This window comes from Xenorhabdus griffiniae, assembly GCF_037265215.1.
GTDB classification, from domain to species: Bacteria; Pseudomonadota; Gammaproteobacteria; order Enterobacterales; family Enterobacteriaceae; genus Xenorhabdus; species Xenorhabdus griffiniae.
Genome location: NZ_CP147737.1, coordinates 3,849,139 through 3,862,324, shown reverse-complemented (window position 1 = coordinate 3,862,324; position 13,186 = coordinate 3,849,139). Strand labels below are relative to the sequence as shown.

9 protein-coding genes, 2 tRNA genes and 2 rRNA genes are annotated in these 13,186 nt (G+C 46.6%); 6 read left to right on the top strand and 7 right to left on the bottom strand.

What is annotated here, in order from left to right; translation table 11 throughout:
• Positions 1 to 117 precede the first annotated feature (117 nt).
• Positions 118 to 381 carry a Rho-binding antiterminator gene (gene rof, locus WDV75_RS17270; RefSeq protein ID WP_189759685.1) on the bottom strand — a complete coding sequence of 88 codons (264 nt, stop codon included), beginning with the start codon at positions 379 to 381 and terminating at the stop codon, positions 118 to 120.
• A gap of 310 nt (positions 382 to 691) precedes the next feature.
• Between rof and nlpE the strand changes: the two genes are divergently transcribed.
• Positions 692 to 1,375 carry an envelope stress response activation lipoprotein NlpE gene (gene nlpE, locus WDV75_RS17265; protein WP_273558554.1) on the top strand — a complete coding sequence of 228 codons (684 nt, stop codon included), beginning with the start codon at positions 692 to 694 and terminating at the stop codon, positions 1,373 to 1,375.
• A gap of 81 nt (positions 1,376 to 1,456) precedes the next feature.
• On the opposite strand, the gene proS is transcribed toward nlpE, so the two are convergent.
• The 6 genes from proS to metN form a co-directional block, all read right to left on the bottom strand.
• Positions 1,457 to 3,178 carry a proline--tRNA ligase gene (gene proS / locus WDV75_RS17260; RefSeq protein WP_273558552.1) on the bottom strand — a complete coding sequence of 574 codons (1,722 nt, stop codon included), beginning with the start codon at positions 3,176 to 3,178 and terminating at the stop codon, positions 1,457 to 1,459.
• A gap of 77 nt (positions 3,179 to 3,255) precedes the next feature.
• Positions 3,256 to 3,963, bottom strand: coding sequence for a tRNA (N6-threonylcarbamoyladenosine(37)-N6)-methyltransferase TrmO (gene tsaA, locus WDV75_RS17255; protein WP_273558550.1), 708 nt, complete (start codon positions 3,961 to 3,963; stop codon positions 3,256 to 3,258).
• A 22-nt stretch (positions 3,964 to 3,985) separates the two neighbouring features.
• A complete protein-coding gene (gene rcsF, locus WDV75_RS17250) occupies positions 3,986 to 4,381 on the bottom strand; it encodes an Rcs stress response system protein RcsF (RefSeq protein WP_273558548.1) in 396 nt (131 codons plus the stop codon).
• Positions 4,382 to 4,469: 88 nt separating this feature from the next.
• The gene (locus WDV75_RS17245) at positions 4,470 to 5,285 is read right to left on the bottom strand and encodes a MetQ/NlpA family lipoprotein (RefSeq protein WP_273558546.1); all 816 of its coding nucleotides are present in this window, start codon (positions 5,283 to 5,285) and stop codon (positions 4,470 to 4,472) included.
• Between the two features lie 166 nt (positions 5,286 to 5,451).
• Positions 5,452 to 6,105 (bottom strand): methionine ABC transporter permease MetI, encoded by a 654-nt coding sequence (locus tag WDV75_RS17240; RefSeq protein ID WP_273558544.1) that lies wholly within the window; start codon positions 6,103 to 6,105, stop codon positions 5,452 to 5,454.
• Entirely contained in the window at positions 6,098 to 7,129 is a 1,032-nt protein-coding gene (metN, locus tag WDV75_RS17235) for a methionine ABC transporter ATP-binding protein MetN (RefSeq protein ID WP_273558542.1), read from the bottom strand. The genes WDV75_RS17240 and metN overlap by 8 nt, the downstream gene beginning before the upstream one ends.
• Before the next feature lie 179 nt (positions 7,130 to 7,308).
• On the opposite strand from metN, the gene gmhB reads away from it, so the two are divergent.
• From gmhB to WDV75_RS17210, 5 genes are all read left to right on the top strand, one after another.
• On the top strand, positions 7,309 to 7,875 hold the full coding sequence (gene gmhB, locus WDV75_RS17230) for a D-glycero-beta-D-manno-heptose 1,7-bisphosphate 7-phosphatase (RefSeq protein ID WP_273558540.1): 567 nt from the start codon (positions 7,309 to 7,311) through the stop codon (positions 7,873 to 7,875).
• A 366-nt stretch (positions 7,876 to 8,241) separates the two neighbouring features.
• Positions 8,242 to 9,783, top strand: a 16S ribosomal RNA gene (locus WDV75_RS17225).
• Between the two features lie 66 nt (positions 9,784 to 9,849).
• Positions 9,850 to 9,926: transfer RNA gene (locus WDV75_RS17220), tRNA-Ile, on the top strand.
• A gap of 20 nt (positions 9,927 to 9,946) precedes the next feature.
• A tRNA-Ala gene (locus WDV75_RS17215) sits at positions 9,947 to 10,022 on the top strand.
• A 169-nt stretch (positions 10,023 to 10,191) separates the two neighbouring features.
• Positions 10,192 to 13,102 (top strand): 23S ribosomal RNA (locus WDV75_RS17210).
• Together the 16S and 23S rRNA genes with 2 tRNA genes alongside form the textbook arrangement of a ribosomal RNA operon.
• Positions 13,103 to 13,186 lie beyond the last annotated feature (84 nt).

The window sequence follows — 13,186 nt, the reverse complement described above, 5'->3', positions numbered from 1 at the left end:
TGACATAGCGTGGGCTATAGCGGATTACTCATTGATTTATAGATTTTTTTACATAAAAAGTCCTTATTAAGATAAGGACTTTTGGCAAAAGGTGCTAATCGTTATTCGCGATCAGATTTAAGAATGCTCGATAACAATCGTTCCAATTTCTGGATTGCTGAAACTAATAATGTAATCTAACCTTAATTCACGGGTTCCTTCATTTGAATCGACGAGAAGATATTCAATTTTTTTTCTTAAAATCAGCTTATTAGCTTTTCCTTCAAGTGTTTCACCATCTCGCAATTGGAGATGCAAATATAGCTGGCGTTGGCATGCTAGCTCAAGATTATCGTAATCATCACAGTTAATTGGTTGATATTCTTCGTTATCTATAGACATATTTGCTCACCACTATGTTAGTGGCGGTTATCGTGCCGCCCGTGATTGACCAAAATCAAATGCAAAATGCTACTTACGACTATAGCACAGTAAGCTTCCCGTTATTACGAATAAGTCGGTGAGACTTTCGTGTAAACAAAAAGCAGATAAAACCGGTATCTTACCATTATGCAATAAAATAAAGTCATGCTATTCGATTGCTCTCTCCGTGCATTTTGGAACCCAGTAGAGTAATGTCAATTTTATTAGGTAAAGTTTATGCTTTGCTTGGAAGTCAGTAATTATCTTTTTGAATTTATTGGATCAAATGATGAATAAAAAAATATTGCTTGCATTGTTGGTTGCTGGTGTATTCACCGCTACAGGATGCCAGAATACCTCCGTAACCCAGGATAGCCCTGTATCTGAGGAAAAGTCTCCGCCAACCGAAAACGTGTTTAGTGGTGTTGTACCTTGTGCGGATTGTGCAGGTATCGAAACCACCTTACAACTTGCTAAAGATGGGACATATATATTGGGGCGAACCTATCTGGAAGCTAAACACGGGGAAAATACATTCTTTGAAACCGGTCATTGGGTGATGGATGGTAAAAAGATTGTCTTAAGTCAGCAAGATGGCCAAAAATCTTATTATCAGATGAAAGGCGAAAACCTGGTTATGCTGGATATCGACGGCGAGCCAATTCAATCAAGCTTCAATTATGAATTAGATAAAGTCAAACCGAAAAAACTGGCCGGAGAGTACAGCTATTTTGCTGATTCCGCGCTCTTTACGGAATGTGGTACAGGAAGGCGTTATGATGCGGCGGAAAATATCGATTTAGAACGTGGCTATAGCGCCACGGGAGTCGAAGGTGGAACCCCTGTTTATGTAGAAATAGAGGGCTATTATACGGTTCGCCCTTCAATGGAAGATGGTTTGTTTGATAATGCCGTGGTCCAAACAGGTAAAATTCGTTTTGATAAGGCTTCTTCCTGCCATACTAAGAAATAACGTATAACAGCGACGCATAATCTTTTGAAAAACCTGCGTAATGAATACGCAGGTTCTCTTAATTAAAGCTGACAAACAAAATTAAGCTGGTTGAATATGGCCTTTCAGGTAATCAACGATATTTTCCAGTTTCAGCATCTGCTTATCACCAGTACGGCGGTATTTATATTCGATCTCACCGTTATCTAAATTACGATCACCGATAACCAGAGTATGTGGTACACCGATCAGTTCCATATCCGCAAACATAACACCAGGGCGTTCTTTACGATCATCGAAAATGACATCAATGCCGTTGGCACGTAAGTCGGCATATAATTTTTCAGCGACTTCTTTCACGCGGTAAGATTTGTGCATGTTCATTGGCAGGATGGCTACCTGGAATGGGGCAATAGCATCTGGCCAGATAATGCCGCGATCATCGTGGTTCTGTTCAATGGCTGCTGCAACGATACGGGTGATACCAATCCCATAGCATCCCATAGTGATAACTTGATTGTGCCCATCTTCATTTTGTACAGTGGCTTTCAAAGCGTCAGAGTATTTGGTGCCTAATTGGAAGATGTGACCAACTTCAATACCACGCTTGATTAACAGCGTTCCTTTACCGTCTGGGCTGGTGTCACCTTCAACGACATTACGGATATCAGCCACTTCTGGTAATGCTAAATCACGCTCCCAGTTAATGCCGAAATAGTGTTTGTCATCAATATTGGCGCCAGCACCAAAATCACTCATGACAGATACGCTGCGGTCAATAATGACAGGCATCGGCAGGTTGACTGGTCCTAAAGAGCCTGGACCGGCTTTCACGATGGCGCGGATTTCTTCTTCGGTCGCGAAAGTCAGTGGGCTGGCGACCAAAGACAGTTTTTCTGCCTTGATCTCATTCAGCTCATGATCACCGCGTACCAGCAAGGCAACTAATTTATGCCCGCTTTCTTCTGTAGCATGAACGAGCAGTGTCTTAACGGTTTTTTCAATTGGCAGATTAAATTGCTCTACCAGTTCAGCAATCGTTTTGGCGTTTGGTGTATCAACCAGGCGCATTTCTTCAGACGGAGCCGCACGCTCTTGAGAGGGCATCACTGCTTCAGCCAATTCAATATTAGCTGCATAGTTAGACTCGGTAGAGAAAACGATATCATCTTCACCACTGTCTGCCAGAACCTGGAATTCATGGGAAGCACTGCCACCGATTGAACCTGTATCAGCCAGAACTGCACGGAAATCTAAGCCGATGCGGGTAAAGATCTTGCTGTAGGCATCGTACATCTTATCGTAAGTTTCTTGCAGGGACTCTTGGCTGGTGTGGAAAGAGTATGCATCTTTCATGATAAATTCACGTGAACGCATAACACCAAAACGTGGACGAACTTCATCACGGAATTTGGTCTGGATCTGGAACAGGTTCAGTGGAAGCTGCTTATAGGAAGTGACTTCGTTACGAACCAGATCAGTGATAACTTCTTCATGGGTTGGTCCCAAAACGAAAGGGCGTTCACCGCGATCAACAAAACGCAGTAATTCTGGGCCATATTGTTCCCAACGGCCACTTTCCTGCCACAAATCTGCTGGCTGAACTACTGGCATGGAAACTTCAACCGCTCCTGCATTGTTCATCTCTTCGCGAACAATGTTTTCAACTTTTCTCAACGTGCGGACACCTGTCGGCATCCAGTTGTACAGCCCTGAAGCGAGTTTACGGATCATTCCAGCACGAAGCATCAGTTTATGACTGACGACTTCTGCATCAGCAGGTGTCTCTTTTAACGTAGAGAGCAGATATTGGCTAGTACGCATAGTAAGTTTCCATTGGATAGCGAAAAATAAAGACAAATCGCTAGTCTACCAGTGAGCTTGCGATGTCAAAAGGAGTTTTAGCGGTGTTCGATAGAAACCACTTCTGTTATGGCATTAAAAACGCGCCAGCGGACGTTAAAATCCAAGAGATGAACAGCGTATATGCGGTCTTCCTGCGTGTTTTTACGGTAGGCAGGACGAGGATCTTGCGCTAACACTTGGCTGATAAAGCGCTTCAAATGAGGATAATGGGCTTTGTGGGATAAAAGTTGGTATTCCGCCTCTGGTGAGAAATTCACTGTCATATCTGCCTCTGGTGCTGCCTGGGCAAAACCCGCCTTGGCTTCTGGTCGCGATTCGGCAAAAGGCAGGTAGGGCTTGATGTCGATAACCGGTGTCCCATCCACCAAATCCAAACTACCCAGTTCCAGAATGACGCGGTTGTTTTTGCACTGAATATCTCTCAATTCCACCAGTGACATGCCAATTGGGTTGGGGCGGAAGGTGGAACGGGTGGCAAAAACACCCATTTTGGCATTTCCGCCTAAACGGGGTGGGCGTACTAATGGATTCCAGCCACTCGCCATGGTTTGATGGAAGACAAAAATAATCCACAAATGACTGAACTGCTCCAACCCGCGTACTGCATCAACCTGATTGTAAGGCGCAAGTAACTCTAGCTGCCCTGTACCATCTTCGACCAAACCCGGCTGGCGGGGAATGGCAAATTTCTCTTTGTAAGGAGAATGAATGGTCCCTATTTGTGTAAACTGAAAATCTGCCATAAGCGCTTTTTATTAATCACAATTATTTATTGGTTGTCAGTAAGGCAGTGCCTTCACAGATGGCAATTTGGTAACAACCCTGACCCGGTAAAATTGCACATTGATGAAGTAAAACTGCATTTGCGTTTAGATAAGATGCCCTTGTCAGCATATTTTGTCGTGCGGTTGCAATACTGGCGGGAGAGTCTTGCAACGTATTACGGCAGGATTCTCCGGCTACAATACCTAACTCTTTAAATGTAACACCTAAAAGCTCATCCGGCTTGGTATAAAGACGGACATAAGAGGGTGCCTTGCTTTTTTTGACTGACTGATGTTTCAACTTCGGATCTGACATACCAGATTTATTAAACTGGGTTGACGGTGAAGTACACCCAGCGATAAAGAGCGCCATGAAACAGACAGGTAACACACGCATCGAGTTGGATCCTCATTAAAATTAAAAATGGGTGGATATAAAAATATCCACCCAATGATTTTAATCTTGATTAACTGAATAGGAAAGGTTACCAGCCTTTTATTGCTCCACCCTTGAAGGCTTCATTGGCTTCTTTTGCTACTTCTGGAGATTGGTACGCTTTTACAAATTTTTGCACGTTCTCAGCGTCCTTATTGTCTTCGCGACTGACAATGAGATTTACGTAAGGTGAATCTTTATCTTCAACAAAGATGCCATCTTGCTCTGGTGTTAAACCAATTTGCCCTGCATAAGTGTTATTGATAATAGCGAAAACAATCTTTTGGTCGTCCAGTGAGCGTGGCAATTGTGGACCTTCCAACTGTACAATATCCAGGTGCTTAGGATTGCTGGTGATGTCCAAAATAGTTGGCAGCAGCCCGACACCCTCTTTCAGAGTGATAAGACCTTGTTTTTGTAATAACAGCAGAGCGCGGCCTTGGTTCGTCGGATCGTTAGGGATGGCAATTTGAGAACCCTCTTGCAGTTCATCCAGTGACTTAATTTTTTTAGAGTATGCCGCCATTGGGAAAATGAAAGAGTTACCAACAATTGCTAATTTATAGTTACGTTCTTTCACTTGCTGATCTAAAAAAGGCTTATGCTGGAAAACATTCACATCAATATCGCCCTTGCTCAATGATTCATTTGGCAGAACGTAATCATTGAATGTTGTCAGTTCGACATCAAGGCCATATTTATCTTTAGCCACTTGTTTAGCCACTTCAGCAACTTTAAGTTCAGGTCCTGCAATAACGCCAACCTTGATATGGTTTGGATCACGTTGTTCCTGTCCGCAACCCGCAAGAATTAATGTACCTAATAATGCACTGATTGCTGCAATAGATTTCAATTTTACTGACATATTTTCACCCCTATTGAATACTGATTTATAACCTGTCTTATCAAGTTACTGCGTACTACTATATTGAGGCTCTTATTCCCTTCATCTTCCAAGTTGCTGCTTTGCCTGCGGCAACTTGAAATTTGTTGGGTATAGGTATAAACCTTGCCACTTTGTTGAAAACAATTTATTTACGATTGACGGTTTTTGCTAAACGATCACCGCTGATCTGAATCAAGAACACTAAAACAACTAATAATGCTAATACGGTATTCATTATTGTTGCATCGTAGCCGATATAACCATATTGATAACCAATCTGGCCTAAACCACCGGCACCAACAGCGCCACCCATTGCGGAATAACCAACCAATGTAATTAAAGTTATGGTTGCGGCATTAATCAAACTTGGTAAGGCTTCCGGCAATAAAATCTTTTTGACAATCTGAAACGGTGTTGCTCCCATTGCACGTGCCGCTTCAATTAAACCAGTCGGAATTTCCAACAATGCATTTTCCACCATGCGAGCAATAAACGGTGCAGCACCCACAGTCAGCGGAACAATGGCTGCCTGCAAACCGATTGATGTTCCTACAATCAGACGGGTAAATGGGATCATCCATACCAATAAAATAATAAAAGGTATTGAACGCGTAATATTTACCAATGCAGAAAGTATGCGATAAAGCGTACCATTTTCAATTATCTGCCCAGGACGGGTAACATATAGAAGTACACCCGCTGGCAATCCAATAACAAAGCCAAAGAAACCAGAGACGAAAGTCATAACGAGGGTTTCCCAGACTCCTTTAGCTAATAATAAAATCATTCCTTCAGACATAACCGAGAACCTCTACTTTCACATGATGCTCTTCTAAAAATGCAATTGTTGATTTAATGCTATCGCTTTCCCCATCTAATTCAGCCAGCATGACCCCAAATTTCACACCGCCGGCGTAGTCAATTTGGGAACTTAATATGCTGATGTCGATATTAAAGCGGCGCACGGCTATCGAGATTACAGGTGCATCAACGGATTTACCTGTGAACTCCAGCTTCAATAATGGACTGCGATCAGGCGCGTATTCCGGTTGCAACTTCTGCAAGTAATCTTCTGGAATATCCAAATGCAACGTAGATTTGATAAATTCCTGAGCAACCGGCGTTTTGGGATGCGAAAATATCTCGCTCACAACATCTTGTTCGATCAATTGTCCACCACTGATGACAGCAACTTGATCACAAATACGTTTAACGACATCCATTTCATGGGTAATAAGAAGAATGGTCAAACCCAGTCGACGGTTAATGTCTTTTAATAATTCCAGAATAGAACGTGTTGTTGCTGGATCCAGCGCGCTGGTGGCTTCGTCGCACAAAAGCACTTTGGGCGAGTTTGCCAGGGCCCGTGCAATAGCAACACGCTGCTTTTGACCACCTGATAAATTGGCAGGATAAGCATCATGTTTTTCAGCAAGGCCAACTAACTCTAGCAATTCGTTAACTTTAGCCTTTATTTCGGCTTTAGGTGTGTTATTAAGTTCCAAAGGTAACGCAACATTGCCAAATACGGTTCTGGATGACAACAAATTAAAGTGCTGGAAAATCATGCCAATATGGCGACGCGCATGCGTTAGCTCACGTTCTGAAAGGGAAGTGAGATCCTGCCCTGCCACTAATACCTGACCAGAAGTCGGTCGTTCAAGCATATTCACACAGCGAATTAAGGTACTTTTGCCCGCACCGGAAGAACCAATAACGCCATATATTTGTCCCTGCGGGACATGTAGGTTGATATCTGAAAGCGCTTTTATCGTGCGCGTTCCTTGTTGAAATATCTTATTTATCTGAGTCAGTCTTATCATTTTTTTTCTTATTAGATGTAAAGATGAATGACTTGAGAACATTTCAACAAGTCATGAATTAAAGTGGATGTTAAGGCGTCTAGACGTCTAAGTCAACTAGGAATAAATTAAATGCTGCATTCTCAATCAGTAATAAATCATGCGATACTGTCCACTTGATACATTCTTGGAGTAATCAGGTGACTCAAGGTATTCCCGCCGTATTTTTAGATCGTGACGGCACAATTAACATCGATCATGGTTATGTACATGAGATAGATAATTTTCAATTTATTGATGGTGCTATTGAAGCCATGCTTGAATTGAAAAAAATGGGCTATGCTCTGGTTTTAGTGACCAATCAGTCAGGTATTGCACGTAAGATTTTTACTGAAGATCAGTTTATGCAATTAACAGAATGGATGGATTGGTCATTGGCGGATAGAGGTGTTGATCTTGATGGCATCTATTATTGTCCGCATCATCCAGAAGCAGAAGATGAAGGATATAAGAAGCACTGCGACTGTCGTAAACCACAACCAGGTATGTTGTTAGATGCGCAGAAAACATTACATATCGATATGTCCTCTTCTTATATGGTAGGGGATAAAATAGAAGATATGTTGGCAGCTAAGGCGGCAAAAGTTGGAACCAGAGTTCTCGTTCGTACAGGAAAACCGATAACAGAAGAAGCAGAACAAACTGCGGATTTGGTCGTTAATAGCTTGTCAGATTTACCAAATGTAATAAAAAATAGGCAAAAATGACCTTTTGGGCTAAATTGTGAACGTTTAAATAAAAAATCACAAAAAAGACTTGCCTAAATTAGAAGGCTCCCTATAATGCGCTTCCGTTGTCACGACAAACATACAAACCGGTCGGGATGACAACGTGAAAAGCCCTGAAAAATAAGGCTTGACACGGTAAGAGGAAAGCGTAAGATACGCAGCCTCGCAACCCGGAAGTGATTTCCGGTTGCCAATGCTCTTTAACAAGTTAATCAGACAATCTGTGTGGGCACTCGCAAGAGACTATCGAATTGCCGCAAGGCAAAAAAGATTCAAGTCTTAAAGAGTGACTAAGCAGTTAATTCATTATGAACTAACAGTGAAATTCTTTGAGCATCAAACTTTTAATTGAAGAGTTTGATCATGGCTCAGATTGAACGCTGGCGGCAGGCCTAACACATGCAAGTCGAGCGGCAGCGGGGGAAAGCTTGCTTTCCTGCCGGCGAGCGGCGGACGGGTGAGTAATGTCTGGGGATCTGCCCGAGGGCGGGGGATAACCACTGGAAACGGTGGCTAATACCGCATAATCTCTAAGGAGCAAAGTGGGGGACCTTCGGGCCTCACGCCTTCGGATGAACCCAGATGGGATTAGCTAGTAGGTGGGGTAATGGCTCACCTAGGCGACGATCCCTAGCTGGTCTGAGAGGATGACCAGCCACACTGGGACTGAGACACGGCCCAGACTCCTACGGGAGGCAGCAGTGGGGAATATTGCACAATGGGCGCAAGCCTGATGCAGCCATGCCGCGTGTATGAAGAAGGCCTTCGGGTTGTAAAGTACTTTCAGTGGGGAGGAAGGCACAGGGTCGAATACACCCTGTGATTGACGTTACCCACAGAAGAAGCACCGGCTAACTCCGTGCCAGCAGCCGCGGTAATACGGAGGGTGCAAGCGTTAATCGGAATTACTGGGCGTAAAGCGCACGCAGGCGGTCAATTAAGTTAGATGTGAAATCCCCGGGCTTAACCTGGGAATGGCATCTAAGACTGGTTGGCTAGAGTCTCGTAGAGGGGGGTAGAATTCCACGTGTAGCGGTGAAATGCGTAGAGATGTGGAGGAATACCGGTGGCGAAGGCGGCCCCCTGGACGAAGACTGACGCTCAGGTGCGAAAGCGTGGGGAGCAAACAGGATTAGATACCCTGGTAGTCCACGCTGTAAACGATGTCGATTTGGAGGTTGTGGCCTTGAGCTGTGGCTTCCGGAGCTAACGCGTTAAATCGACCGCCTGGGGAGTACGGTCGCAAGATTAAAACTCAAATGAATTGACGGGGGCCCGCACAAGCGGTGGAGCATGTGGTTTAATTCGATGCAACGCGAAGAACCTTACCTACTCTTGACATCCACGGAATTCTGCAGAGATGCGGAAGTGCCTTCGGGCACCGTGAGACAGGTGCTGCATGGCTGTCGTCAGCTCGTGTTGTGAAATGTTGGGTTAAGTCCCGCAACGAGCGCAACCCTTATCCTTTGTTGCCAGCACTTCGGGTGGGAACTCAAGGGAGACTGCCGGTGATAAACCGGAGGAAGGTGGGGATGACGTCAAGTCATCATGGCCCTTACGAGTAGGGCTACACACGTGCTACAATGGCAGATACAAAGAGAAGCGACCTCGCGAGAGCAAGCGGACCTCATAAAGTCTGTCGTAGTCCGGATTGGAGTCTGCAACTCGACTCCATGAAGTCGGAATCGCTAGTAATCGCAGATCAGCATGCTGCGGTGAATACGTTCCCGGGCCTTGTACACACCGCCCGTCACACCATGGGAGTGGGTTGCAAAAGAAGCAGGTAGCTTAACCTTTTGGAGGGCGCTTGCCACTTTGTGATTCATGACTGGGGTGAAGTCGTAACAAGGTAACCGTAGGGGAACCTGCGGTTGGATCACCTCCTTACCAAACGATAGTGATTGTGCAGTGCTCACACAGATTGTCTGATAAAAGAAGAGACGGAAACGAAATAGGCTTGTAGCTCAGGTGGTTAGAGCGCACCCCTGATAAGGGTGAGGTCGGTGGTTCAAGTCCACTCAGGCCTACCAATTTTGCTGTCCGGTGACATGGGGCTATAGCTCAGCTGGGAGAGCGCCTGCCTTGCACGCAGGAGGTCAGCGGTTCGATCCCGCTTAGCTCCACCATGACTCTTCTTGACTTGAATGATTTCAGAACGCATCAAACGTGGTGTGTTGTGAAATTATGGCTCTTTAACAATCTGGAACAAGCTGAAAATTTGAAACCGTCAATGTTATGGAATTAACATTGATGAAACTCTCAACACTCCGACCGGAAGACTTCTTCGGGTTGTGAGGTTAAGCGACTAAGCGTACACGGTGGATGCCTAGGCAGTCAGAGGCGATGAAGGACGTGCTAATCTGCGAAAAGCGCCGGTGAGCTGATATGAAGCGCTATCAGCCGGCGATGTCCGAATGGGGAAACCCGGTGCAATCCGTTGCACCATCATTAACTGAATCCATAGGTTAATGAGGCGAACCGGGGGAACTGAAACATCTCAGTACCCCGAGGAAAAGAAATCAACCGAGATTCCCCCAGTAGCGGCGAGCGAACGGGGAGGAGCCCAGAACCAGCATCAGTGTGTGTGTCAGTGGAAGCGTCTGGAAAGGCGCACAGTAAAGGGTGATAGTCCCGTACACGAAGAGACACAGGCTGTGAGTTCGATGAGTAGGGCGGGACACGTGTTATCCTGTCTGAATGTGGGGGGACCATCCTCCAAGGCTAAATACTCCTGACTGACCGATAGTGAACCAGTACCGTGAGGGAAAGGCGAAAAGAACCCCGGCGAGGGGAGTGAAAAAGAACCTGAAACCGTGTACGTACAAGCAGTGGGAGCCTTGATTTATCAGGGTGACTGCGTACCTTTTGTATAATGGGTCAGCGACTTATATTCTGTAGCAAGGTTAACCGTATAGGGGAGCCGCAGGGAAACCGAGTCTTAACGGGGCGTTAAGTTGCAGGGTATAGACCCGAAACCCGGTGATCTAGCCATGGGCAGGTTGAAGGTTGGGTAACACTAACTGGAGGACCGAACCGACTAATGTTGAAAAATTAGCGGATGACTTGTGGCTGGGGGTGAAAGGCCAATCAAACCGGGAGATAGCTGGTTCTCCCCGAAAGCTATTTAGGTAGCGCCTCGTGAATTCATCTTCGGGGGTAGAGCACTGTTTCGGCTAGGGGGTCATCCCGACTTACCAACCCGATGCAAACTGCGAATACCGAAGAATGTTATCACGGGAGACACACGGCGGGTGCTAACGTCCGTCGTGAAGAGGGAAACAACCCAGACCGCCAGCTAAGGTCCCCAAGTCATGGTTAAGTGGGAAACGAAGTGGGAAGGCTCAGACAGCCAGGATGTTGGCTTAGAAGCAGCCATCATTTAAAGAAAGCGTAATAGCTCACTGGTCGAGTCGGCCTGCGCGGAAGATGTAACGGGGCTAAACCATGCACCGAAGCTGCGGCAGCGACACAACGTGTCGTTGGGTAGGGGAGCGTTCTGTAAGCCGTTGAAGGTCCACTGTGAGGTGGGCTGGAGGTATCAGAAGTGCGAATGCTGACATAAGTAACGATAAAGCGGGTGAAAAACCCGCTCGCCGGAAGACCAAGGGTTCCTGTCCAACGTTAATCGGGGCAGGGTGAGTCGACCCCTAAGGCGAGGCTGAAAAGCGTAGTCGATGGGAAACAGGTTAATATTCCTGTACGGGCCCGAATTGCGATGGGGGGACGGAGAAGGCTAGGCAAGCCGGGCGACGGTCGTCCCGGTTTAAGTGTGTAGGTGGGCTGACCAGGCAAATCCGGTGAGCCACAACACTGAGGCACGATGACGAGGCACTACGGTGCTGAAGTTGCTGATGCCCCGCTTCCAGGAAAAGCCCCTAAGCTTCAGATTCGGGTCCATCGTACCCCAAACCGACACAGGTGGTCAGGTAGAGAATACTCAGGCGCTTGAGAGAACTCGGGTGAAGGAACTAGGCAAAATGGTGCCGTAACTTCGGGAGAAGGCACGCTGGCGTTAGGTGAAGGAACCTGCTTCCGGAGCCGAGGCCAGTCGCAGATACCAGCTGGCTGCAACTGTTTAATAAAAACACAGCACTGTGCAAACACGAAAGTGGACGTATACGGTGTGACGCCTGCCCGGTGCTGGAAGGTTAATTGATGGGGTTATCGCCTCGGCGAGAAGCTCTTGATCGAAGCCCCAGTAAACGGCGGCCGTAACTATAACGGTCCTAAGGTAGCGAAATTCCTTGTCGGGTAAGTTCCGACCTGCACGAATGGCGTAATGATGGCCAGGCTGTCTCCACCCGAGACTCAGTGAAATTGAACTCGCTGTGAAGATGCAGTGTACCCGCGGCAAGACGGAAAGACCCCGTGAACCTTTACTATAGCTTGACACTGAACATGGAGCCTTGATGTGTAGGATAGGTGGGAGGCTGTGAAGTGTGGACGCCAGTCTGCATGGAGCCATCCTTGAAATACCACCCTTGAATGTTTGATGTTCTAACGCCGGCCCGTTATCCGGGTTGCGGACAGTGTCTGGTGGGTAGTTTGACTGGGGCGGTCTCCTCCCAAAGTGTAACGGAGGAGCACGAAGGTTAGCTAATCACGGTCGGACATCGTGAGGTTAGTGCAAAGGCATAAGCTAGCTTGACTGCGAGAGTGACGGCTCGAGCAGGTACGAAAGTAGGTCTTAGTGATCCGGTGGTTCTGCATGGAAGGGCCATCGCTCAACGGATAAAAGGTACTCCGGGGATAACAGGCTGATACCGCCCAAGAGTTCATATCGACGGCGGTGTTTGGCACCTCGATGTCGGCTCATCACATCCTGGGGCTGAAGTAGGTCCCAAGGGTATGGCTGTTCGCCATTTAAAGTGGTACGCGAGCTGGGTTTAGAACGTCGTGAGACAGTTCGGTCCCTATCTGCCGTGGGCGTTGGAAGATTGCAAGGGGCTGCTCCTAGTACGAGAGGACCGGAGTGGACGCACCACTGGTGTTCGGGTTGTCATGCCAATGGCACTGCCCGGTAGCTAAGTGCGGAAGAGATAACCGCTGAAAGCATCTAAGCGGGAAACTTGCCTTAAGATGAGTCTTCCCTTACTCCTTGAGGGTACTGAAGGAACGTTCGAGACGAGGACGTAGATAGGCCGGGTGTGTAAGCGTTGCGAGACGTTGAGCTAACCGGTACTAATGAACCGTGCGGCTTAACCTGACAACACCGAAGGGGTTTTCGGGAGTGGAAAGAGAGAGACGGGTTTCAGCGTAGAAAAGCAGCTTGTTCGGGATTGAAAACAGG